The sequence below is a fragment of the Kitasatospora sp. NPDC059146 genome (assembly GCF_042786665.1).
Classification (GTDB): Bacteria; Actinomycetota; Actinomycetes; order Streptomycetales; family Streptomycetaceae; genus Kitasatospora.
This window is the reverse complement of the sequence record NZ_JBHZCY010000052.1, coordinates 14,315-35,831: the sequence shown is the minus strand read 5'-3', so window position 1 is coordinate 35,831 and position 21,517 is coordinate 14,315. Positions and strand designations below refer to the sequence as shown.

The 21,517-nt window shown below is 73.2% G+C and carries 24 protein-coding genes; 9 read left to right on the top strand and 15 right to left on the bottom strand.

The window, feature by feature from the left end; translation table 11 throughout:
* Nucleotides 1-133: 133 nt before the first annotated feature.
* The 5 genes from ACFXPX_RS22415 (at nt 134) to ACFXPX_RS22395 (ending at nt 4,680) form a co-directional block, all read left to right on the top strand.
* Entirely contained in the window at nt 134-1,687 is a 1,554-nt protein-coding gene (locus ACFXPX_RS22415; protein WP_380642916.1) for a TldD/PmbA family protein, read from the top strand.
* The gene (locus ACFXPX_RS22410) at nt 1,687-3,084 is read left to right on the top strand and encodes a metallopeptidase TldD-related protein (protein ID WP_380642910.1); all 1,398 of its coding nucleotides are present in this window, start codon (nt 1,687-1,689) and stop codon (nt 3,082-3,084) included. Before ACFXPX_RS22415 ends, ACFXPX_RS22410 begins: the two co-directional genes overlap by 1 nt.
* A 32-nt stretch (nt 3,085-3,116) precedes the next feature.
* Complete coding sequence (locus ACFXPX_RS22405) at nt 3,117-3,665, top strand: RNA 2'-phosphotransferase (protein ID WP_380530851.1); 549 nt, start codon at nt 3,117-3,119, stop codon at nt 3,663-3,665.
* A gap of 145 nt (nt 3,666-3,810) precedes the next feature.
* The gene (locus ACFXPX_RS22400; RefSeq protein WP_375893917.1) at nt 3,811-4,194 is read left to right on the top strand and encodes a DUF3099 domain-containing protein; all 384 of its coding nucleotides are present in this window, start codon (nt 3,811-3,813) and stop codon (nt 4,192-4,194) included.
* A gap of 267 nt (nt 4,195-4,461) precedes the next feature.
* Nucleotides 4,462-4,680 (top strand): hypothetical protein, encoded by a 219-nt coding sequence (locus ACFXPX_RS22395; RefSeq protein WP_375893920.1) that lies wholly within the window; start codon nt 4,462-4,464, stop codon nt 4,678-4,680.
* Nucleotides 4,681-4,856: 176 nt separating this feature from the next.
* Here ACFXPX_RS22395 and moaA read toward each other — a convergent pair whose 3' ends face one another.
* The 4 genes from moaA to ACFXPX_RS22375 all read right to left on the bottom strand — a co-directional run bounded on the left by moaA (nt 4,857) and on the right by ACFXPX_RS22375 (nt 9,205).
* Complete coding sequence (gene moaA, locus ACFXPX_RS22390; RefSeq protein WP_380642914.1) at nt 4,857-5,846, bottom strand: GTP 3',8-cyclase MoaA; 990 nt, start codon at nt 5,844-5,846, stop codon at nt 4,857-4,859.
* A gap of 76 nt (nt 5,847-5,922) precedes the next feature.
* Nucleotides 5,923-7,542, bottom strand: a complete 1,620-nt coding sequence (locus ACFXPX_RS22385; protein WP_380396304.1) for a cation acetate symporter — start codon at nt 7,540-7,542, stop codon at nt 5,923-5,925.
* Nucleotides 7,539-7,895, bottom strand: a complete 357-nt coding sequence (locus ACFXPX_RS22380; RefSeq protein ID WP_375893924.1) for a DUF485 domain-containing protein — start codon at nt 7,893-7,895, stop codon at nt 7,539-7,541. Before ACFXPX_RS22380 ends, ACFXPX_RS22385 begins: the two co-directional genes overlap by 4 nt.
* Nucleotides 7,896-8,161: 266 nt before the next feature.
* The gene (locus tag ACFXPX_RS22375) at nt 8,162-9,205 is read right to left on the bottom strand and encodes a zinc-dependent alcohol dehydrogenase family protein (RefSeq protein WP_375893927.1); all 1,044 of its coding nucleotides are present in this window, start codon (nt 9,203-9,205) and stop codon (nt 8,162-8,164) included.
* Between the two features lie 145 nt (nt 9,206-9,350).
* Here ACFXPX_RS22375 and ACFXPX_RS22370 point away from each other — a divergent pair, with 145 nt between their 5' ends.
* Entirely contained in the window at nt 9,351-10,346 is a 996-nt protein-coding gene (locus ACFXPX_RS22370) for a DEDDh family exonuclease (protein ID WP_380396302.1), read from the top strand.
* A 31-nt stretch (nt 10,347-10,377) separates the two neighbouring features.
* Entirely contained in the window at nt 10,378-11,181 is an 804-nt protein-coding gene (locus ACFXPX_RS22365; protein ID WP_380530845.1) for an SURF1 family protein, read from the top strand.
* On the opposite strand, the gene trxA is transcribed toward ACFXPX_RS22365, so the two are convergent.
* Both trxA and ACFXPX_RS22355 read right to left on the bottom strand, forming a co-directional pair.
* Nucleotides 11,178-11,510, bottom strand: coding sequence for a thioredoxin (gene trxA / locus ACFXPX_RS22360; RefSeq protein ID WP_375893934.1), 333 nt, complete (start codon nt 11,508-11,510; stop codon nt 11,178-11,180). The genes ACFXPX_RS22365 and trxA overlap by 4 nt on opposite strands.
* Before the next feature lie 3 nt (nt 11,511-11,513).
* Complete coding sequence (locus tag ACFXPX_RS22355; RefSeq protein WP_380642908.1) at nt 11,514-11,930, bottom strand: MerR family transcriptional regulator; 417 nt, start codon at nt 11,928-11,930, stop codon at nt 11,514-11,516.
* Nucleotides 11,931-12,038: 108 nt separating this feature from the next.
* Between ACFXPX_RS22355 and ACFXPX_RS22350 the strand changes: the two genes are divergently transcribed.
* A complete protein-coding gene (locus tag ACFXPX_RS22350) occupies nt 12,039-12,800 on the top strand; it encodes an SDR family oxidoreductase (protein WP_375893936.1) in 762 nt (253 codons plus the stop codon).
* Between the two features lie 44 nt (nt 12,801-12,844).
* Here the strand turns inward: ACFXPX_RS22350 and ACFXPX_RS22345 are convergent, their stop codons facing one another.
* From ACFXPX_RS22345 to ACFXPX_RS22305, 9 genes are all read right to left on the bottom strand, one after another.
* Entirely contained in the window at nt 12,845-13,516 is a 672-nt protein-coding gene (locus tag ACFXPX_RS22345; protein WP_375893937.1) for an alkaline shock response membrane anchor protein AmaP, read from the bottom strand.
* Complete coding sequence (locus tag ACFXPX_RS22340; RefSeq protein WP_380591753.1) at nt 13,513-14,082, bottom strand: DUF6286 domain-containing protein; 570 nt, start codon at nt 14,080-14,082, stop codon at nt 13,513-13,515. The genes ACFXPX_RS22345 and ACFXPX_RS22340 overlap by 4 nt, the downstream gene beginning before the upstream one ends.
* An 83-nt stretch (nt 14,083-14,165) precedes the next feature.
* The gene (locus tag ACFXPX_RS22335) at nt 14,166-14,444 is read right to left on the bottom strand and encodes an Asp23/Gls24 family envelope stress response protein (RefSeq protein WP_380527942.1); all 279 of its coding nucleotides are present in this window, start codon (nt 14,442-14,444) and stop codon (nt 14,166-14,168) included.
* Nucleotides 14,445-14,554: 110 nt separating this feature from the next.
* Nucleotides 14,555-14,746 (bottom strand): hypothetical protein, encoded by a 192-nt coding sequence (locus tag ACFXPX_RS22330; RefSeq protein WP_063349611.1) that lies wholly within the window; start codon nt 14,744-14,746, stop codon nt 14,555-14,557.
* 65 nt (nt 14,747-14,811) lie between these two features.
* A complete protein-coding gene (locus ACFXPX_RS22325; RefSeq protein ID WP_375893945.1) occupies nt 14,812-15,345 on the bottom strand; it encodes an Asp23/Gls24 family envelope stress response protein in 534 nt (177 codons plus the stop codon).
* A 158-nt stretch (nt 15,346-15,503) separates the two neighbouring features.
* On the bottom strand, nt 15,504-16,310 hold the full coding sequence (locus ACFXPX_RS22320) for an enoyl-CoA hydratase/isomerase family protein (protein ID WP_380527945.1): 807 nt from the start codon (nt 16,308-16,310) through the stop codon (nt 15,504-15,506).
* A gap of 231 nt (nt 16,311-16,541) precedes the next feature.
* Entirely contained in the window at nt 16,542-16,775 is a 234-nt protein-coding gene (locus ACFXPX_RS22315; protein ID WP_030059940.1) for a helix-turn-helix domain-containing protein, read from the bottom strand.
* Nucleotides 16,776-17,102: 327 nt separating this feature from the next.
* On the bottom strand, nt 17,103-18,701 hold the full coding sequence (locus ACFXPX_RS22310; protein WP_375893952.1) for an ABC-F family ATP-binding cassette domain-containing protein: 1,599 nt from the start codon (nt 18,699-18,701) through the stop codon (nt 17,103-17,105).
* A 206-nt stretch (nt 18,702-18,907) separates the two neighbouring features.
* The gene (locus tag ACFXPX_RS22305; protein ID WP_375893955.1) at nt 18,908-19,888 is read right to left on the bottom strand and encodes a hypothetical protein; all 981 of its coding nucleotides are present in this window, start codon (nt 19,886-19,888) and stop codon (nt 18,908-18,910) included.
* Between the two features lie 370 nt (nt 19,889-20,258).
* Here ACFXPX_RS22305 and ACFXPX_RS22300 point away from each other — a divergent pair, with 370 nt between their 5' ends.
* Nucleotides 20,259-21,512, top strand: coding sequence for a glycoside hydrolase family 26 protein (locus tag ACFXPX_RS22300; protein ID WP_380642906.1), 1,254 nt, complete (start codon nt 20,259-20,261; stop codon nt 21,510-21,512).
* Nucleotides 21,513-21,517: the final 5 nt, after the last annotated feature.

The window sequence follows — 21,517 nt, the reverse complement described above, 5'->3', positions numbered from 1 at the left end:
CCCTGGCCGAAACCGCAACGCACCGGACCAAATGCGCTGGCCGGGAACCCGGTGGAAGGGAAATGATGCGGTGCGGACGCCCCTGTGGCGCCGCACCGCCACCCTCCGCGACCTGGGAGCCCGATTGCCTCCGATCCCTCCGGCCGACAGCGCCGGCGCCGCGCACGGACGCGCCGTCGACCCGCTGTTCCTCGCCCTGCCGCTGCACGCCCTCGCCGACGCCGCCCTCACCCGGGCCCGCGAACTCGGCGCCTCCCACGCCGACTTCCGCCTGGAGCGGGTCCGCAGCGCCTCCTGGCGGCTGCGCGACGCCCGGCCGGCCGGCACCTCCGACACCGTCCAGCTGGGCTTCGCCGTCCGGGTGCTGCTGGACGGCGCCTGGGGCTTCGCCGCCGGGGTCGACCTCACCCCGGGGGCCGCGGCGGAGGTCGCCGCCCAGGCCGTCGCGGTGGCCCGGCTCTCCGGCGGGATCAGCCGGGCGGCCGGCTCCGCCGAGCGGGTCGAGCTGGCCGACGAACCCGTCCACGCGGACGTCACCTGGGTCTCCTCGTACGAGGTCAACCCCTTCGAGGTGCCGGACGCCGACAAGACCGCGCTGCTCGCCGAGCGCAGCTCCCGGCTGCTCGCCGCCCCGGGCGTCTCGCACGTCCAGGCGGCGCTGCTGACGGTGCAGGAGAACAAGTTCTACGCCGACACCGCGGGCACCGTGACGACCCAGCAGCGGATCCGGCTCCACTCCGACCTGGAGGCCACCTCGGTCGACGAGCGCACCGGCGCCTTCGACTCGATGCAGACCCTGGCCCCGCCGGTCGGCCGCGGCTACGAGTACCTGACCGGCACCGAGTGGGACTGGGACGCCGAGCTCGCCGAACTGCCCGTCCTGCTGGCCGAGAAGATGAAGGCCCCGAGCGTCCGCCCGGGCCGCTACGACCTGGTCATCGACCCGTCCAACCTCTGGCTGACCATCCACGAGTCGATCGGCCACGCCACCGAGCTGGACCGCGCGCTCGGCTACGAGGCCGCCTACGCCGGCACCTCCTTCGCCACCTTCGACCGACTCGGCAGCCTGCGCTACGGCTCCGAGCTGATGAACGTCACCGGCGACCGCACCGCCGAGCACGGCCTGTCCACCATCGGCTACGACGACGAGGGCGTCGCCACCCAGTCCTGGGACCTGATCCGGGACGGCGTCCTGGTCGGCTACCAACTCGACCGCGGCATGGCCAAGTTGAAGGGCTTCGAGCGCTCCAACGGCTGCGCCTTCGCGGACTCCCCCGCGCACGTCCCGGTCCAGCGGATGGCCAACGTCTCGCTCCAGCCCGCCGTCGACGGCCCGGACACCGCGGGCCTGTTCGCCGGGGTGGAGAACGGCCTCTACATCGTCGGCGACCGCTCCTGGTCGATCGACATGCAGCGCTACAACTTCCAGTTCACCGGCCAGCGCGCCTACGCCATCAAGAACGGCGAACTCGCCGGCCAGGTCAAGGACTTCGCCTACCAGGCCACCACCACCGACTTCTGGGGCTCGATGGCGGCCGTCGGCGGCCCGCAGACCTACCTGCTCGGCGGCGCCTTCAACTGCGGCAAGGCGCAGCCCGGCCAGATCGCGGCGGTCAGCCACGGCTGCCCGTCGGCGCTGTTCCGCAACGTCAACGTGCTCAACACCCAGCAGGAGGCGGGTCACTGATGACCGCGATGCAGCCCCACGAACTCGTCGAGCTGGCCCTCGGCCTGTCCCGCGCCGACGGCTGCGTGGTGATCGCCGACGAGGAGTCCACCGCCAACCTGCGCTGGGCCGGCAACGCCCTGACCACCAACGGCGTCACCCGCGGCCGCCGCCTCACCGTGATCGCCACGGTGGCCGGCGCCGAGGGCACCGCCTCCGGCGTGGTCGCCCGCGAGGCCGTCACCGCCGAGGACGTCGAGGGCCTGGTCCGCGCCGCCGAGGCGGCGGCCCGCGCGGCCGGACCGGCCGAGGACGCCCAGCCGCTGGTCGACGGCCGGCCGTCGTCCCCGGACTTCACCGCGCCGCCCGCGGAGACCTCCATCGAGGTGTTCGAGGCCTTCGGCCCGGCCCTCGGCGAGGCCTTCGCCCGCGCCGCCGCCCAGGGCGAGCTGCTGTACGGCTTCGCCCGGCACGAGATCACCAGCAGCTACCTGGGCAGCTCCACCGGCCTGCGGCTGCGCCACGACCAGCCCACCGGCATGGTCGAGATCAACGGCAAGACCGCCGACCTCAGCGGCTCCGCCTGGGTCGGCGCCGGCACCCGGGACTTCACCGACGTCGACGTCCCCGCCCTGCACGCCGAGCTCACCAAGCGGCTCGGCTGGGGCGCCCGCAGGATCGACCTGCCCGCCGGGCGGTACGAGACGCTGCTGCCGCCCGCGGCCGTCGCCGACCTGCTGCTCTGCCTGCACTGGGCCGCCGGCGCCCGGGACGCCGTCGAGGGCCGGTCGGTCTTCTCCCGGCCCGGCGGCGGGACCAGGGTCGGCGACAAGCTCGCCGCGCTGCCGCTGACGCTGCGCGCCGATCCGGACGAGCCCGGCCTGGAGGTCGCCCCGTTCGTGCTGGCGCACCGCACCGGCGGCGACGTCTCGGTCTTCGACAACGGCGCGCCGATCGAGGCCACCGAGTGGATCCGCGAGGGCGTGCTGACCGAGCTGGTCACCAGCCGCCGGACGGCCGGCCTCACCGGCCTGCCGCTGCGCCCGGGCATCGACAACCTGGTGCTGGAGACGGCCGACCAGGAGTCCGCGCCGACCCTGGACGAGATGATCGCCCGCACCGAGCGCGGCCTGCTGCTCACCTGCCTCTGGTACATCCGCGAGGTGGACCCGGCGACGCTGCTGCTCACCGGCCTCACCCGGGACGGCGTCTACCTGGTGGAGAACGGCGAGGTGGTCGGCGCGGTCAACAACTTCCGGTTCAACGAGTCCCCGGTCGACCTGCTCGGCCGGATCACCGAGGCGGGCCGCACCGAGCCCTGCCTGCCCCGCGAATGGACCGACTACTTCACCCGCACCGCGATGCCACCCGTGCGTGTCGCGGACTTCAACATGAGTTCGGTCAGCCCGGCCTCATAGCCACTGACCAACGGGGGGATGGAAAGAACATGATGGACGAGAAGCGGCTGGTCAGATCGAGCAAGATGCTGTCGCGCATCCTGCGGCACGAGCCGGAGCTGGTGGGGATCACGCTGGACGACTCCGGCTGGGTCCGGATCGACGTCCTGCTCGGCGCCCTCGCGGCGAAGGGCAGGCCGCTCACCAGGCCCGAGCTCGACCACGTCGTGGCCACCAACAACAAGCGCCGCTTCGGCTACTCCCCGGACGGCCTCTCGATCCGCGCCAACCAGGGCCACACGGTGGCGGTCGACCTCGGTCTGACCGCCACCGTGCCGCCGCCGGTGCTCTACCACGGCACCGCCGACCGCCACCTGGCGTCGATCTTCCGCGAGGGGCTGCGCCCGATGACCCGCCGGGACGTCCACCTCTCGGCGGAGACCGAGACGGCCACCCGGGTCGGCGCCCGGCACGGCCGCCCGGTCGTGCTGACCGTCAACGCGGCCGCGATGGCGGCGGCCGGCCACGAGTTCCGGCTCAGCGAGAACGGCGTCTGGCTCACCGACGCCGTGCCCCCGCTCTACCTCTCCCGGCGCTCGTAGACGCTCCTGACGCCGTACGGCTCCCCTATCACGCCCGACCGGGTGGGCCCCGCCCACCCGGTCTCGTCGTCCCGGGCGCCCGGGCGTACCGTGAGGAGGCCGTGCGGAACAGCGCGCGGATGCCTGGACGAGGGCGGTTGGACACATGGGCAAGAGCGCCGGCGGCGGACAGATCCACCGGATCACGGGGGCGCGCAGCAGCCTCTCCGAGGACGTCCGGGGGCGCCAGCGCCGCTACGTCATCTCGATGCTGCTGCGCACCGTCTGCGTACTGCTCGCGGTGGTGCTGTGGAACGTCGAGCGCTGGCTGGCCTTCGGGGCGCTGGCGGGCGGGGTGCTGCTGCCGTACTTCGCGGTGCTGATCGCCAACGCCGGCCGGGAGCGGGCACCGGGCCTGCCGAGCTCCTTCGACTTCCCGTCCGACACCCCGCTGATGCTCGGCCCCGGTGGTACGGGTGGGGCTGGTGCGGCTCCTGGTACAGGACAGGCAAAGCCCTCCGGCACCGGAACGTCACCGAGCGCGGACTGACCGCCCGGTTTACGGGGATTGAGCCGGAATCAGGTCGGCGAAAGCTCAGAAGAAGCTCAGATTAATCATGCAAGACCTCCCCATCCGAGGCCTTCGGCGTGACATACTGCGTACGCGCTCCGCATCCCCCGTCGGAGCGACGGACCGACGCCGGGCGGCTCCCCCCGTGGCTGCCCGGCGTCGCCATGCCCGGATCCGGTCGGGCCCGCGCGGCGTGACAGACTGGCGGTGACCACGCACCCGCCGAACCCCGGAGGACGGCCCCCGATGGACACCCCGCAGACCCCGATCTGCTCCGCCAAGGGCTGCCGGGCGGACGCCCACTGGGTGCTGGTGTGGAACAACCCCAAGCTGCACACCCCGGACCGCCGCAAGACCTGGCTCGCCTGCGAGGAGCACCGCGAGCACCTGTCCCAGTTCCTGGGCGTGCGCGGCTTCCTCAAGGAGGTCGTCGCCTTCGCCGACTGGACCCCGGAAGAGGCCTGAGGCCCGTCCGGCCTAGGGCCTGTCCGGCGGATCTTGGCAGATCAGCGCGCGGCGTTGGGCGCCCGGCTGGGCGTGCGCCCGAGTCGGCTTCGTACTGGACGTACTTGGGCGATTCGGGCGTGCGTCCAGGCGGGATGCCCGGCGTCGCGCGCCTGGCAAGATCCGCCGGACAGGCCCTAACCGCCGATCGCCGACATCGGCCGCTCGGGCTGGTGGAACTCCGGGTCGTCGATCCCGGCCCCGGCCTTCTTTCCCCACATCGCCGCCCGCCACAGCGCGGCCAGCTCCGCGTCGTCCGCCCCCGAGCGCAGCGCGGTGCGCAGGTCCGTCTCCCCGGTCGCGAACAGGCAGTTGCGCACCTGTCCGTCGGCGGTCAGCCTGGTCCGGTCGCAGGCCCGGCAGAACGGCCGGGTGACGGAGGCGATCACGCCGACCCGGCCGGCGCCGCCGTCCACCACCCAGCGCTCGGCGGGCGCCGCGCCCCGGCGCCCGGACGGCTCCGCGGTGAGCGTGAACCGGGCCCGCAGCAGCTCCAGGATCTCCTCCGCGGTGACCATCGACGAGCGGTCCCAGCCGTGCTGGGCGTCCAACGGCATCTGCTCGATGAAGCGCAGCTCGTAGCCCCGCTCCAGGCACCAGGCCAGCAGGTCGGCCGCCTCGTGGTCGTTGACCCCGCGCATCAGCACCGCGTTCAGCTTCACCGGCGCCAGCCCGGCCGCCTCGGCGGCGGCCAGCCCGTCCAGCACGTCCTGGTGGCGCCGGCGGCGGGTGAGGGTGAGGAACACCTCGGGGTCGAGGGTGTCCAGCGAGACGTTGACCCGGTCCAGTCCGGCCTCGCGCAGCGCCGTCGCGGTGCGGGCCAGTCCGATGCCGTTGGTGGTCAGCGACAGCTCGGGGCGCGGCTCCAGCTCGGAGCAGGCTGCGACGATCGCGACCAGACCGGGGCGCAGCAGCGGCTCGCCTCCGGTGAAGCGGACCTCGCGCACGCCCAGGTCGCGCACGGCGAGGGTGACCAGCCGGACGATCTCCTCGTCGCTGAGCAGGTCCGGCTTGGCCAGCCACTGGAGCCCCTCCTCCGGCATGCAGTACGTGCAGCGGAGGTTGCACCGGTCGGTGAGGGAGACCCGCAGGTCGACGGCGCGTCGTCCGAAGGTGTCGAGCAGCACGTGCGTCCCTTCCCGAAAAACCGCCGGCCCGGCCACCGTCACGGCGGGCCGGGCCAGCATAGTCATGCCGGATCGATCAGTGGGCGCCCAGCCCGGTGAGCGAGCGGACCTCCAGTTCAGCGTACTTCGCCGGGTCCGGACGTTCCTTGGACAGCAGGGTGCCGAGCCAGCCGGCCAGGAAGCCGATCGGGATGGAGACCAGGCCGGGGTTCTCCAGCGGGAACCAGTGGAAGTCGGCGTCCGGGAAGAGCGAGTTCTTGGCCCCGGAGAGCACCGGGGAGAACACCACCAGCACCACCGAGGAGACCAGGCCCGCGTAGACCGAGCTGACCGCGCCGGTGGTGGTGAAGCGCTTCCAGAACAGCGAGTAGAGCAGGGTCGGCAGGTTGGCCGAGGCGGCCACCGCGAAGGCCAGCGCGACCAGGGCGGCGGTGCTGAGCTTGCCCGCGTAGAGGCTGAGCACGATGGCGACGGCGCCGATCGCGACGGCGGCCCACTTGGCGGACCGCACCTCCTCCTTCTCGGTCGCCTTCCCGCGCCGGATCACATTGGCGTAGAGGTCGTGGGCGAAGGAGGCCGAGGAGGCCAGGGTGAGCCCGGCGACCACGGCGAGGATGGTGGCGAAGGCGACCGCCGAGATCACCGCGAGCATGATCGCCCCGCCGGTGGTACCGGCCCCGCCGCCGAGCTGCTCGGCGAGCAGCGGCGCCGCGGTGTTGCCGGAGGGCGTCTTGCCCTCGACGGCCACCATGCCGCTGCGGCCGACCAGCGCGGCCGCGCCGAAGCCCAGCGCCAGGGTCATCAGGTAGAAGACGCCGATGATGCCGATCGCCCAGAGCACGGACTTCCGGGCCGTCTTGGCGGTGGGGACGGTGTAGAAGCGGACCAGGATGTGCGGCAGGCCGGCGGTGCCGAGCACCAGGGCGATCCCGAGGCTGATGAAGTCGAGCTTGGAGGTGTTGGTGGCCCCGTACTTCAGCCCCGGTTCCAGGAAGGCCGAGCCCTTGCCGCTCGCGGAGGCGGCCGCGCCGAGCAGTTCGGAGGGGTTGAAGTGGTACTTGGCGAGCACCAGGACGGTCATCAGCGCGGCGCCGGCGATCAGCAGCACGGCCTTGACGATCTGCACCCAGGTGGTGCCCTTCATACCCCCTATCACCACGTAGATGATCATCAGCGCGCCGACCGCGAGGATGGTCCAGCGCTTGGCGCCCTCCCCGGTGACCCCCAGCAGCAGCGCCACCAGGGCGCCGGCGCCGACCATCTGGGCGAGCAGGTAGAAGATCGAGACCACGATGGTGGAGATCCCGGCCGCGGTGCGCACCGGGCGCTGGCGCATCCGGAACGCGAGCACGTCCGCCATGGTGAACCGGCCGGAGTTGCGCAGCGGCTCGGCGATCAGCAGCAGCGCGACCAGCCAGGCGACCAGGAAGCCGATCGAGTACAGGAAGCCGTCGTAGCCGGTGAGGGCGATGATCCCGGCGATGCCGAGGAAGGACGCGGCGGACATGTAGTCGCCGGAGATGGCCAGGCCGTTCTGGAAGCCGGTGAAGCCGCGGCCGCCGGCGTAGAAGTCGGCGGCGCTGCGGTTCTGCCGCCCGGCCCAGACGGTGATGACCAGGGTGGCCACCACGAAGAGCCCGAACAAGGACATGATCAGACCGCGGTGCTCCGTGGCGGAGCTGGCGAGCGGTGTCATTCGGCGGACTCCCGGGGGGCGTGGACGACGGCTCCGTAGGCCTCGCGGATCGCCGCGGCGGGCGGGTCGATCCGCCGGTCCGCGTAGCGGGCGTACCAGGCGGCGATGACGAAGGTGGTGACGAACTGCAGCAGCCCCAGCACCAGGGCCACGTTGATGTGCCCGACGACCTTGGTGCCCATCAGCCCGGGGGCGTAGCAGGAGAGCAGGACGTAGAGCAGGTACCAGAGCACGAAACCGATGGTGACCGGAAAGGCGAAGCTCCGGAACGAGCGCCGCAGGGTACGGAACTCCTCACTGTCATCGATGAGTTGGACTTCCGTAGCAGTAGTGGTGATCGGCGGCGAATCCACTCTGTCTCCTCACTCCTTCGGCGTAGCGGTCACACGGGGGGACAATTCGAACGTGAGGGACGTCACATTCCTCGTGCGCGCCGCGCAATGCTAGGAGCGTCGTGCCCACCCCGGAAGGGGTTGACCGCGATCAGCCAGTCGTTCACCCTCTCGAACCACCCAATTGGCCGAAAACCACCACTCGCGTCACATCCGGACCGGGGTCACCACAACCGAAAGGGGCGGCACCGTCCAACGGTGCCGCCCCTGTTGACGAAGCGTCAGAATCAGAAGGCGATCCGGACCTTCAGCGCGGACCGCTCGTCCATGGCGCGATAGCCGTCCGGAACGCCGTCCAGATCGACCGTCCGGTCGAAGACCAGACCCGGCTCGATCGCACCGGAGAGCACGTCCGGCAGCAGCTCGGGGATGTACGCGCGGGCCGGGGCCACGCCACCGTTGAGCGAAACGTTTCGGCCGAACATCTGACCGATGTCGACGCCCGCGCTGCCGCCGTGCGGCACGCCCACGTAGCCGACCGCGCCGCCGTCCCGGGTGATCGAGACCGCCGTCCGCATCGACTCCTCGGTGCCGACCGCCTCCAGCACCGCGTGCGCGCCCAGGCCGCCGGTCAGCTCCTTGACGGCCTCGATCGCCGCGTCACCGCGCTCGGCCACCACGTCCGTCGCCCCGAAGCGCCGGGCCAGCTCCGTCCGGGCGGTGTGCCGGCCCAGGGCGATGATCCGGCCCGCGCCCAGCCGGTTCGCCGCGAGCACGCCGCACAGGCCCACCGCGCCGTCGCCGACCACCGCGACCGTCGCGCCCGGGCGCACCCCCGCCGAGACCGCCGCGTGGTGCCCGGTCGCCATCACGTCGGACAGCGCCAGCAGGCCCGGCAGCAGCTTCTCGTCGCCCACCGCCTCCTTCGGCAGCTTCACCAGCGTCCCGTCCGCGAACGGCACCCGCACCGCCTCGCCCTGGCCGCCGTCCGAACCCACCGACCCCCAGAACCCGCCGTGCGGGCAGGACGTCTGGAGGCCTTCGAGACAGAACTCACAGACCCCGTCCGACCAGACGAAGGGCGCGACCACGAAGTCACCCTTGGCGAAGCCCCGGACCTCGGCGCCGACCTCCTCGACCACGCCCAGGAACTCGTGCCCGATCCGCTGCCCGGGCACCCGCTGGGCCACCCCGCGGTAGGCCCACAGGTCGCTGCCGCAGATACAGGCGTTGACCACCCGGAGCACGACGTCCGTCGGCTGCTGGATCACCGGGTCCGGTACCTCTTCGATCCGGATGTCGTTCGGTCCGTGGATCACCGTGGCGCGCATGCGTTCTTCCTCACACAGAACCGGCCCACCGGCCGGAAACGATCTCGACCAGGTGTACGACACCCATGCGGACCACTCTATTCCGGCTACCCCGTCGGAACATTTCGACCGGCCCCGGCCGACTCGCCCCTTATCCTGTTGGACCATGCAACCGATCCAGCCCGAGACGTACGGCGCGCCGCGGACCGCCCCGGTCCCCGCCCAGCGTTCCGCCGCCCCCGCCGAGGGTTTCGCGGTCGTCGACGTCGAGACCACCGGTCTCGGCCGCTCCGACCGCGTCATCTCGGCCGGTGTCTACCAGCTGGACGGCGACGGCGAGGTGACCGACCACTGGTACACCCTCGTCAACCCCGAACGGGACCCGGGCCCGGTCTGGATCCACGGCCTCACCGCCGAGCTGCTCTCCGGCGCGCCGACCTTCCCCGAGATCGCCGAGGAGTTCGCCACCCGCCTGGCGAACCGCGTCCTGGTCGCGCACAACGCGCTGTTCGACTGGAACATGATCTCCCGCGAGTTCTCCCGGGCCGGCCGCAGCGCCCCGGTCGAGCAGCGGCTGTGCACCATGGTCCTCTCCCGCGACCTGCGCCTCCCGCTGCCCAACGGCAAGCTCTCCTCCCTCGCCGCCCACTTCGGCGTCCAGCAGCGCCAGGCCCACAACGCCCTGGACGACGCCCGGGTGCTCGCCGAGGCCTTCCGCCCCAGCCTCCGCCTGGCCCGCACCCACGGCATCCCGCTGCCCTTCCAGACCTGCGTCGCGGTCACCGACCTCGGCGAGGACGAGCCCGCCGCCCCCGGCCGCGGCAACTGGACCGGCGCCCAGTACCGCCAGGCCAAGAAGCGCCCGGCCTGCCCGTACCCCAACCCGGGGCGCTGGGAGGACGGCAAGCCGCTGGTCCAGGGCATGCGGGTGGCCTTCACCGGGGACACCGCCACCGACCGCGAGGTGCTGGAGGACCGCGCCGTCGAGGCCGGCCTGCACATCGCCACCTCCGTCAGCCGGCTCACCAGCCTGCTGGTCACCAACGAGCCGACCAGCTGGAGCGGCAAGGCCCGCAAGGCCCGCGACGTCGGCACCCCGATCGTCACCGAGGACGCCTTCCTCCAGCTGCTGCGCGAGGTCGCCCCGCACCCCGGTGCGTGAGCCCGTTGTGAGGTCGGCGTACCGTTCCCATGTGTACCGTTTTCTGCTGACCCGCCAGTGGCTGATCACCATGCTGATCGCGCTGCTGCTGATCCCCGCGACGATCAAGCTGGGCTTCTGGCAGCTGCACCGCCACGAGGCGCGGGTGGCCCGGAACGAGCTGATCGGCAAGGCCCTCACGGCCTCGCCGGTGCCCTTCGACAGCCTCTCCGCCGCCCCCGGCACCGCCGTACCCTCCGCCCTCACCTGGCGCGCCGTGACGGCCACCGGGCAGTACGACCCGGCACACGAGTTCGTCGTCCGCAAGCGGACCGACGCCAACGGCACCCTCGGCTACTTCGTCCTCACCCCGCTCAAGCTCTCCGACGGCAAGGGCACCGTCCTGATCAACCGCGGCTGGGTCCCCTCCGGCGACGGCGCCACCCAGTACCCGCCCGTCCCGGCCGCCCCGACCGGCGAGGTCACCCTCACCGGCCGGATGCGCGCCGACGAGACCACCGGCAGCAGCGGCGGCTGGGTCAAGGACCGGGCCGGCCTCCCCGACCGCCAGTTCAACCTGATCAACACCGAACAGCAGTCCAAGGAGACCGGCAGCCCCCTCCTCGGCGGCTACCTGGAACTCACCGCCACCACCCCGTCCCCGGCCGACCAGCCGCAGCTGATCCCCGAGCCCAACCACTCCGACATCGGCCCGCACATGGCCTACGCCATCCAGTGGTGGCTGTTCACCGCGATGATCCCGGTCGGTCTCTGGGTCCTCGTCCGCCGCGAGGCCAAGGACCGCGCCAAGCAGGCCGCCGAACCCGAGGTCCCCCTCGACGCCCTCCCGGCTTAGAGCGCGTCCTCCAACTCCCGCAACAACCGCGCCTTCGCCCGCGCCCCCACCACCGACCGCACCGGCTGCCCGTCGCGGAACAGCATCAACGTCGGCATCGACAGCACCCCGTACGCCGCCTGGGTCCGGGGGTTGCGGTCCACGTCGACGCTCACCACCCGGAACCGGTGCGCCTCCTCCCGCGCGACGTCCGCCAGCACCGGCGCCATCATCCGGCACGGCGGGCACCAGTCCGCCGTGAAGTCGACCAGCACCGGCCCCTCCGCCGCCAGCACCTCCACGGCGAACGTCTCGTCCGTCACCGCCGGCACACCCGCGATCTCCACCATCGTCTACTCCCTCTGCCCCCTGGCCAGTTCACACTCGGGCGGCTGCTCGGAGGCCGCGAGCTCGTCCCGCGCCCGCACCGCCCGCTCGAACTGCCCGGCCACCTGCACCCGGACGTCCCGCAAGCGCGCGATGCACTCGTCCAACTCGGCCAACTTCCGCCGGTAGACCTCCAACGAGGCCGGACACGAATCCCCCTCCGGGTGCCCCGCCCGCAGACACTCCACGAACGGCCGGGTCTCCTCCAACCCGAACCCGAAGTCCTGCAGCATCCGGATCTCCCGCAGCAGCCGCACGTCCTCCTCCCCGTACGCCCGGTACCCGTTCCCAGCCCGCCGGGCCGGCAACAGCCCCAACTGCTCGTAGTACCGCAACGCCCGCGCCGTCGTCCCCGCCCGCTCCGCCAACTCCCCGATCCGCATACCGCCCCACTCCTCCCGAACAACCACCACCGACGCTAAACCTTCCCCCCAACGTCAACGCCAGCCCCAACCCCGCACAGCGGCCCCTACGGCGGCAAAATGTCCCCCATGGACCTAGGACTCAAGAACAAGGCCTACATCGTCACCGGCGCCACCCGAGGCCTCGGCCTCGCCGCCGCCCGCGAACTCGCCGCCGACGGTGCCCACGTACTGATCAGCGGCCGCACCCCGCAGGCCGTCGACGCCGCCGTCGCCGAGCTCGACACGCTCGGCTCCGCCCACGGCCTGGTCGCCGACAACGCCGCCCCCGACACCGCCGACCGCCTGATCGCCGAGGCCAACTCCCGTTTCGGCCGCTTCGACGGCATCCTGATCAGCGTCGGCGGCCCGCAGGCCGGCCCGGTCGAGACGACCCCCGAGTCCGCCTGGCGCGACGCCTTCGAGTCCGTCTTCCTCGGCGCCCTCCGCCTCGCCCGCACCGCGGCCGCCGCCCTCCCCTCCGGCGGGGTGATCGGCTTCGTGCTCTCCAGCTCGGTCCGCCAGCCGATCCCCGGCCTCGGCATCTCCAACGGTCTGCGCCCCGGTCTGGCGATGGCCGCGAAGAGCCTCGCCGACGAGCTCGGCCCGCGCGGCATCCGGGTGCTCGGCCTGCTCCCGGCCCGGATCGACACGGACCGGGTCCGCGAGCTGGACGCCCTCGCCCCCGACCCGGAGGCCGCCCGCGCCCAGCACAGCGCCAACATCCCGCTGGGCCGCTACGGCACCCCGGAGGAGTTCGGCAAGGTCGCCGCCTTCCTGCTCTCCCCCGCCGCCTCCTACCTGACCGGCCTGATGGTCCCGGTCGACGGCGGCGCCCTCCGCTCCCTCTAGCCCTCCGCCCCTCCGCCCCCACTCCCTCGCCCCCGACCCCCGGACTACTCCAGCTGCCGACGCTCCCGCCGCCGCCCGACCCCGCGCCGCCCAGACCCACGCCGCCCGGACCGCCGCTCCCCGGCGGGAGCCTCCTGCAACACCCGGATCCGCAGGTCGGCCGGCAGCTCCGCCAGCCCCAGACTCCGTACCGCGTCCGTCCGCGGCCCGTCCTCGAAGTGCTCCACCAGCCCGACCGGGTCCCCGCCCGGGGTCAGCCGTACGGCGCCCCGCAGCCGCGGGTGCCCGGGGGCCCGCACCAGCCGGACCCCGGCCCGCTGCACCTCCGGCAGCACCGCCGTACCGTGCTCCAGCGCCTCCTCCAGCGCCCGCGAGTTCACCCGCATCCGCAGCCCCCGCGCCCCTGGCGTCGGCACCGTGATGTGGGCGAGTCCGGTCCGCCGCAGCTGCGCCACCAGCCACCAGGCCGTCCCGAGCACCAGCAGCGACAGCCCCCCGATCACCGTCGGCCACCACCACGAGGAGCCGACCCACCGCACCCGGGAGCGTGCGCTGACCACCGGCTGGTCCGGCGAGGTCAACGGCCACCAGCTCGGCGGATCGACCCCCAGCCGCCGGTACAGGTCGAGCCCGCCCGCCAGCACCAGCACCCCGACTCCCACCAGCACCGCCCCCACCACCGCCAGCAGCACCCGGTTGACGACCGTCCGCTTCACCGCGCCGCCTCCCCGGTCCGCTCCCCCACCCCGTCCGCCGACTCCCCGGCCACGCCCCCACCCGCCGGCCCCCGCCAGGACCGCACGTCCAGCCGCAACGGCCGCGCCAACCCCACCCGCGCCAGCTCCTCCCGCAACTGCCGCTGCACCCCCGCCGGGTCCACCGGCCCGCTCACCGACACCCGCACCCGCCGCCGCCCGACCTTGACCCTCAGGTGCTCGATGCCCGCCAGCCCGGCGGCCCGGTCCGCCAGCAGGTGCCCGACCCCGGCCCGGTCGATCGCCGCCCCCGTCCCGCCGTACGGCCGCAGCACCAGCCAGCGCCGCAGCCCGGGTGCGAACGCCAGCCACAGCAGCCCCAGCCCGACCAGGGCCGCCGCACCGGCGCCGACCAGCACCCACAGGTCGTCCAGGTGCCGGGTGGCCAGCTCGTCCGCGATCTGCGCCCGCCACCGCCGGGCCGGCTGCCCGGCCCGGACCGCGACCGCGTCGTACAGCAGCGCTCCCGCCACCACCAGCACCAGCGTGGCGACCGGCGCCGCGACGGCCGCCCGCCCCGACCGCAACCGGGGCACCTTCCCCACCGCCTCCGAACCCGACCCCTCCGAACCCGCCCCCTCCGGCCCCGACGCCGCCACCGCGTCCCCCTTCACCACGCTCCCCCGGCGACCAACTTCTCGACCACCACGACCACTTCGGACACCTTCGTCCCCGTCAGCCCGTTCACCTGCGCCGCCACCCGGTCCCGCACCCGCCGGGCGAGTCCGGCCAGGTCCGCCGGGAAGGGCAGCTCGACCGCCACCCGGACGGTCACCGTGCTGCCCGGCCGCGCCACCGAGACCTTCGGCGGCTCCCCCTTCACCGACCGCCCGACCCAGGCCTCGGCGACCACCTCCCGCGCCGCCTGCCCGGCGATCCGTTCGTACACCCGGTCGGCGACCCGCAACCGCCCCCGGCGCACCGCACCGGAGGCGGGGCCAGGGACGGGACCAGGGACGGGGCCAGGGCCGGGACCAGGCGCCGGTACGGCGGCCCCCATCAGCGCCGCCGGTCGCGACCGCGGAGCAGGTCCCCGAGGTCGCCGAGCTCGATGTCGCCCTCCAGCAGCCGCCCGGCCACGAAGCCGACCAGCCCGAGCGCCGCCACCAGCAGGAACGCCGCGAACCCGCCGAAGTACCCGGCGAAGCCGAGGGCCATGCCCACCACCAGGCCGACGATGGCCAGGTTCATCCGCTACTCCCTCGTCCTCCACCGAACGCCGACACCAACACCCCGGGCGGTCCCGCGGCCGGGCGCTACTTGAGCTTGGGCCGCTGCCCCGACGACGCCACCGGCTCCTCTTCCTCCTCGAACTCCGGTTCGTCCGGGAGGTGGACGTCGTTGACCGCGATGTTGACCTCGACGACCTCCAGGCCGGTCATCCGCTCCACCGCGTCGATGATGTTCTCCCGCACCTGGCGGGCGAGTTCGGGGATCACCACGCCGTACTCGACCACCAGGGCGATGTCGATCGCGGTCTGCTTCTCGCCGACCTCGGCCTTGATCCCGCGCCCGATGCTCGACCTGCCGCCGGGGACCCGGTCCCGCATCGCGCCGAAGGTGCGGGCCAGTCCGGAGCCCAGCGCGTGGATGCCGGAGACCTCCCGGGCGGCCATCCCGGCGATCTTCTCCACCACACCGACCGCCAGCGCCGTGCGGCCGCGCTCGGCGGACGGCCGACCGCCGTCCCCGCCCGCGCCGGGCGCGGGCCGGGCACCGGCGGGCGGGCCGGGGGTGGGCCCGCCACCGGGGTTCTTGTGCAGGGTCGCGGGCGTCGGAGTGTCAGGCATGGGGCGCATCTCCCTCGTAGCGGCTCCAGCTATATCGCAAACCTCCCCAACTCTGGCATTCCGCCACGACCCCCGCCCGCCGAGCACGCCCCGGAACGCCGCCGGCCCGGCCCCGGGGTGCTCCCCCGGGGCCGGGCCTGCGCGCAATGGCGGGTGGGTCAGTCGCCGATCCCGGCGAGTTCCCGCAGCCGGCGGGCCTGGGCCGCCCGTTCGGCCGAACGCTGCTCCTCGTACGACCGTCCGGAGGCCCCCTGGAGCAGGGCCTTGGTCTCGGTCACGGCCCCGCGCGGGGCGGCCAGCAGGGCGGCGGCGAGGTCCCGGGCGGCGGCGTCGAGTTCGGCGCCGGGCACCGACAGGTTGGCCAGCCCGGTCGCGGCGGCCTCCTCGGCGCCGACCCAGCGGCCGGTCGCGCAGATCTCCAGCGCCCGGGCGTAGCCGACGAGGTCGACCAGCGGCTTGGTGCCGGCCAGGTCGGGGACGAGCCCGAGCGAGGTCTCCTTCATGGCGAACTGCACGTCGTCGGCGACCACCCGCAGGTCACAGCCGAGCGCGAGCTGGAAGCCGGCCCCGACGGCGTGGCCCTGGACGACGGCGATGGAGACCAGGTCGGCGCGGCGCCACCAGGTGAAGGCCTCCTGGTAGGCGGCGATGGCGTCGTCCAGCTCCTGGTCGGCGGAGCCGGCCAGCTGCAGGAAGGTGGGCTCGCCGGGGATGCCCTCGGGGGTGAACATCGCCCGGTCCAGTCCGGCGGAGAAGGAGACGCCCTCGGCGCGCAGCAGCACCACCCGCACGCTGCCGGGCAGTTCGCGACCGGCCTGGGCGAGGGCGCGCCAGAGTGCGGGCGACTGGGCGTTGCGCCGCTTGGGCTGACAGAGGGTGACGACGGCGAGCTCGCCGTCGATCTCCAGCCGGACGCCGTCCCGCTCCCAGCTCGGGGCCTGCGGGTCGGTGGCGGGGGCGGTCATGCGGGAACCTCCGGTGGCGGGGGACGTGGCTACCGGAGAGTAACAAACCTGGGCGCGGACGGGCAGGCCCTCGGCCCGCAAAGATCGGAACGGCCCCCGGCACCCGGGGGCGGACATGACGATCGGCGGCCGGTCCACTCGACCCGAGGGCGGACGCCCGGCCGTGGTCGGCCGTCGTCTCCTCGGCGGGCGTCAGGCCGCCGCGCCATCCAGCTCAGAGCTGATTGACCGTCAGGAACCGGCCCCGGCAGTCGCCTTGTTCTTGCCCCGCGTGGCACCGCCGCGGCCCCGGAGGATCACTCCGGACTCGCTCAGCATCCGGTGCACGAAGCCGTACGAACGACCGGTCTCCTCCGCGAGAGCGCGAATGCTCGCCCCGGAGTCGTACTTCTTCTTGAGATCGGCCGCGAGCTTCTCACGCGCGGCACCGGTCACCCGGCTGCCCTTTTTCAGAGTCTCGGCCACCCGTGCCTCCTCGTAGCGTTGCTCGGTCAGATTCCCATGATCACCCATCCACCGCGTCCTGGCCACCCATTCGACAAGGTCGATGTCGCAAATGCGTGGTCCTGCGGTGGTGATCCGAGCGCACCAGGGCGCTCACGCAGAGTGCACGCCCCCGGGCGGCTGCCGCCGAATGCCGAGAAATAGCTGATCAGCAGCGTCGGCCCGACCACGTTCGAGTGGCGGGCCGACGGGAAGTGCTTAAACGGAATCCGGGTCTTCTTCATTCCCGGACACGCCGAAAGGACTAGATATTCTGGGCCGAAAAGCGGATCCGGCGTCTACTTCCGGTCAGGCCAGCGAGACCAGATCGGCGTACGACGGGTTCCACAGGTCCTCGACCCCGTCGGGCAGCAGGATGATCCGCTCCGGGTCGAGCGCCTCGACCGCGCCCTCGTCGTGGGTGACCAGCACGACCGCGCCGGAGAACTCGCGCAGCGCGCCCAGGATCTCCTCGCGGCTGGCCGGGTCGAGGTTGTTGGTGGGCTCGTCCAGCAGCAGCACGTTGGCCGAGGAGACCACCAGGGTGGCCAGGGCCAGACGGGTCTTCTCACCGCCGGAGAGCACCCCGGCCGGCTTGTCCACGTCGTCGCCGGAGAACAGGAAGGAGCCGAGGATCTTGCGGATCTGCACCAGGTCGGTGTCCGGCGCGGCCGAGCGCATGTTCTCCAGCACGCTGCGCTCGGGGTCGAGCGTCTCGTGCTCCTGGGCGTAGTAGCCGATCTTGAGGCCGTGGCCGGGGATCACCTCGCCGGTGTCCGGCTGCTCCACCCCGGCCAGCATCCGCAGCAGGGTGGTCTTGCCCGCGCCGTTGAAGCCCAGCACGACGACCCGGGAGCCCCGGTCGATCGCCAGGTCGACGTCGGTGAAGATCTCCAGCGAGCCGTAGGACTTGGACAGGCCGCTGGCGGTCAGCGGGGTCTTGCCGCAGGGCGCCGGGTCCGGGAAGCGCAGCTTGGCGACCTTGTCGCTCACCCGGACCTGGTCCAGGCCGGCGAGCAGCTTGTCGGCGCGGCGGGCCATGTTCTGCGCGGCCACCGTCTTGGTCGCCTTGGCGCGCATCTTGTCGGCCTGGGCGTTCAGGGTCGCGGCCTTCTTCTCCGCGTTGGCCCGCTCGCGCTTGCGGCGCTTCTCGTCGTCCTCGCGCTGCTGCTGGTACTGCCGCCAGCCCATGTTGTAGACGTCGATGGCGGAGCGGTTGGCGTCCAGGTAGAAGACCTTGTTGACGACCGTCTCGACCAGGTCGACGTCGTGCGAGATGACGATGAAGCCGCCCTTGTACGTCTTGAGGAAGTCCCGCAGCCAGACGATCGAGTCCGCGTCCAGGTGGTTGGTGGGCTCGTCGAGCAGCAGCACGTCGGAGTCCGAGAAGAGGATCCGGGCGAGCTCGACGCGGCGGCGCTGACCACCGGAGAGGGTGTGCAGCGGCTGGGCGAGGATGCGGTCCGGCAGGCCCAGCGCCGCGGCGATGGTGGCGGCCTCGGCCTCGGCGGCGTACCCGCCCTTGGTGAGGAACTCGGTCTCCAGGCGCGCGTACTTCTTCATCGCGTTGTCCCGGGTGGCGCCCTGGCCGTTGGCCATCCGGTCCTCGTTCTCGCGCATCTTCTTCAGCACGGTGTCGAGGCCGCGGGCGGAGAGGATGCGGTCCTTGGCGAGGACGTCCAGGTCGCCGGTGCGCGGGTCCTGCGGGAGGTAGCCGACCTCGCCCGAGCGGGTGACGGTACCGGCGGCGGGCAGGCCCTCACCGGCCAGCACCTTGGTGAGCGTGGTCTTGCCGGCGCCGTTGCGCCCGACCAGGCCGATCCGGTCGCCGGCGGCGACCTTGAAGTTCGCGGACTCGATCAGGATCCGGGCACCGGCGCGCAGCTCTAGGGCGTTGGCGGAAATCATGGCTGGGACTGCTCCTGGGACGTGGGCGGGCGGCCGGGTGCGGACCCGGGCGGCGGGAAGGGGGCTTCATCGGCGGTCGGCGCGCCGGGACCGGGCGCCACCACCCGCTATTGCCCGGAGAAGATAGCCATGACGGCCAGTCTACCGGGCCGCGCGAAACGCCCCGGGGGCGTACCGCCCCGGGGTACCCGCCGGCCCGCCCGCGGCTACTGCTGCGGCGTGGCCGCCGGGTCCGCCGGGGTGCTCGGGGCGGGGGCGGCCGGGCTCGCCGAGGGATCGGCGCAGCCGCCCTGGGGGCGGACCGCGGCGAACGGGGCGTCCGGGTTGGCGCAGCCGGTCTCGGGGGCGGCCGCCTTGGTGTCGAAGACCTTGGGCGGCACGATCGGGCCGTCGGTGATCTCCACCCGGCCGGCGTCCAGCGCCTTCACCGTCGCGGCCGGGCCGGTGATCATCGACCAGCCGTTGCTGTCCAGCCGGTAGCCGGTGATGCCGCCGGAGACGGCCACCCCGCTGCTGTTGGTGCAGGTCCGCGGGATGAGCACGGCGTAGTCGGTGTGCACGGTGCGCAGCGGGTCGTAGAGGCAGCCGTTGGAGGGCCGGTCGTTGTAGCGCAGGTCGCCGTCGGCGTCGCGCAGGCCCATGGTCAGGGTCGGCGTCACCACGGCCAGCCAGGGCGAGCCGTCCCGCTGCACGGTGTGCAGCGCGGCCGCGGCCCGCTGCTTGGCGGTGTCCTTGCGCTGGGCGTCGGTGCGCTTGTCGGCGCCCGGCTCGCCGTCGGCGCGCAGGTAGTCGGCCAGGCCGGGTACGGCGCGGTGCCAGCGCACCTCGTGGTCGCCCGGGCGGACGGAGGTGACCAGGCCGTCGTCCCAGACCACGATCGCGTTGTCCCCGGCCATCGCCAGGTAGAGCGCCTCGGCGCCCTCGCGGCGGTACGTCCAGGCCCGCTCGCCGGTCTGCTTGTGGTACGCCTCCAGGCCGGGGCCGACCACCCGCAGGTCCAGGTCGGCCGAGCTGACCGACTGCGAGTTGACCGGGGTCGCCTCCGCGTCCCCCGGCCCCGCCACCCGGTCGCCGAACGGCACCGGCTTGTTCGCGTGCGCCGCAGCACCGGCCGCAAGGACCAGCATCACCGCCAGGGCAGGCAGGATCGAGCGGGGGGTGAGGACACGCGGCGGCTTCCAGGACACGGCCGGAGCGTACCTTTCGGCGGGTGCGCCAGTCAGCCTGGAATCGCCGCCCGGGCCCACCGGCGACCGCACGGCGGACCGTGCGCGCCCGCCCGGTGCGCCCGCCCGCCCACCTGCGCCGTCGGCTCCCCGGCCGGTCGGCGGGGCCCCGCGCGGCGGGCCCCGCGGACCCCGCCGGACCGTTACAGAGCTGATACACGGGGCCGGGCCGGACGGGTGTTGCGGCAGACGGCGTTCGAATATCGCCCACTTTAGGGTGACATTCGGCTTTTCCGTCCTCCGCCGGGCCTACTGTCGGCGAGCGTGGCGCGACGGTCCGTCGGTGTCGTCTCCCGCCCGCCCCGCTCCCGCGACGTCCGGAGGAGAGACCATGCGCATGGGCCGCCTGACGCTGGCCGCCGCCGCTCTGCTGCTGATGGCCACGGCCAGTGTCCCGGCCGGGACACCGCTCAGCCGGACCGAACGGCACAGCCTCTCCTCGGACGCCTTCGAGCCGCGCGGCGCGGCCCCCCGCCCGCCGGTCCAGCGGCCCCGGCACGAGCCGCCGTTCGGCGCCTTCGTCGGCTCCTGGGACGACTACATCCCGCAGATCGGCAAGTACGCCCAGTGGCTGGGCAACGCGAACATGCAGGTCGGCCACACCTACCTGGCGGGCAACAGCTGGGCGGACATCGAGGGCGAGCCGGTGGTGCTCGGCCTGTGGTCGCAGTGGCGGCTGGCCGACCCGTCCCGGCTGCTGGTGCTCGGCGTGCCGATGCTGGTGCCCAACGAGGCGAACGTGCCGGACGGCGAGGTCGCCAGGCTGCTGGGCCAGGGCGCCCGCGGGGACTTCGACAGCCACTTCCTGCGGCTCGCCCGCCGGCTGGTGGCGCTCGGCGGCGCGGACACCGTGCTCACCCTCGGCTGGGAGATGAACGGCGTCACCTACACCCACCGCTGCAAGCCCGACCCGGCCGCCTGGAAGGCCTACTGGCGCCGGATCGTCGGGGTGATGCGCTCGGTGCCCGGGCAGCGCTTCCGCTTCGACTTCACCCCCAACCGGGGCCTGGACGCCATCCCGTGGACCAAGTGCTACCCCGGCGACGACGTGGTCGACATCGTCGGCACGGACAGCTACGACCAGCCGGCCGGGAGCACCTTCGACGACTACGTGCGCGAGCCGTACGGCCTCCAGGACCAGGTGGAGTTCGCGGCCAAGCACGGCAAGCCGGTCTCGTACCCGGAGTGGGGGCTGTTCCGCAACGGCGACAACCCCGAGTTCGTCCGGCGGATGGTCGACTGGATGCGCACCCACGACACCGCCTACCAGACCGTCACCGACTACTGCCCGCACGGCTTCTTCCAGTGCCGCAGCAATCCGCGCTCGACGGCGGCGTTCAAGCAGCTGATGGCGGGTTCGCAAGGGGCGCCGCCGGTCGTGCCGACGGCGCCCCCCGCTCCGATCGTGCCGGTCGTCCCGAGGCCGCCCGGCGCGCCCACCCCGTCGGGGACCGCCACTCCGGGCGCCACCGCACCGGCCACCGTGCCCGCCACGCCGGGCGCCACCGCGCCCGCCGCCACGGCGAGCCCGTCGGCCGGGGCCTCGCCGAGCCCGTCCCCGGCCCGGACGCCGTCCCGGCGCTGAGCGGC

Coding starts and splice junctions, on each gene's coding strand:
- ACFXPX_RS22410 (WP_380642910.1), top strand. CDS start 1,687: ATGACCGCGATGCAGCCCCACGAACTCGTCGAGCTGGCCCTCGGCCTG.
- ACFXPX_RS22405 (WP_380530851.1), top strand. CDS start 3,117: ATGGACGAGAAGCGGCTGGTCAGATCGAGCAAGATGCTGTCGCGCATC.
- ACFXPX_RS22400 (WP_375893917.1), top strand. CDS start 3,811: ATGGGCAAGAGCGCCGGCGGCGGACAGATCCACCGGATCACGGGGGCG.
- ACFXPX_RS22395 (WP_375893920.1), top strand. CDS start 4,462: ATGGACACCCCGCAGACCCCGATCTGCTCCGCCAAGGGCTGCCGGGCG.
- ACFXPX_RS22385 (WP_380396304.1), bottom strand. CDS start 7,542: ATGACACCGCTCGCCAGCTCCGCCACGGAGCACCGCGGTCTGATCATG.
- ACFXPX_RS22375 (WP_375893927.1), bottom strand. CDS start 9,205: ATGCGCGCCACGGTGATCCACGGACCGAACGACATCCGGATCGAAGAG.
- ACFXPX_RS22370 (WP_380396302.1), top strand. CDS start 9,351: ATGCAACCGATCCAGCCCGAGACGTACGGCGCGCCGCGGACCGCCCCG.
- trxA (WP_375893934.1), bottom strand. CDS start 11,510: ATGGTGGAGATCGCGGGTGTGCCGGCGGTGACGGACGAGACGTTCGCC.
- ACFXPX_RS22355 (WP_380642908.1), bottom strand. CDS start 11,930: ATGCGGATCGGGGAGTTGGCGGAGCGGGCGGGGACGACGGCGCGGGCG.
- ACFXPX_RS22350 (WP_375893936.1), top strand. CDS start 12,039: ATGGACCTAGGACTCAAGAACAAGGCCTACATCGTCACCGGCGCCACC.
- ACFXPX_RS22330 (WP_063349611.1), bottom strand. CDS start 14,746: ATGAACCTGGCCATCGTCGGCCTGGTGGTGGGCATGGCCCTCGGCTTC.
- ACFXPX_RS22325 (WP_375893945.1), bottom strand. CDS start 15,345: ATGCCTGACACTCCGACGCCCGCGACCCTGCACAAGAACCCCGGTGGC.
- ACFXPX_RS22320 (WP_380527945.1), bottom strand. CDS start 16,310: ATGACCGCCCCCGCCACCGACCCGCAGGCCCCGAGCTGGGAGCGGGAC.
- ACFXPX_RS22310 (WP_375893952.1), bottom strand. CDS start 18,701: ATGATTTCCGCCAACGCCCTAGAGCTGCGCGCCGGTGCCCGGATCCTG.
- ACFXPX_RS22300 (WP_380642906.1), top strand. CDS start 20,259: ATGCGCATGGGCCGCCTGACGCTGGCCGCCGCCGCTCTGCTGCTGATG.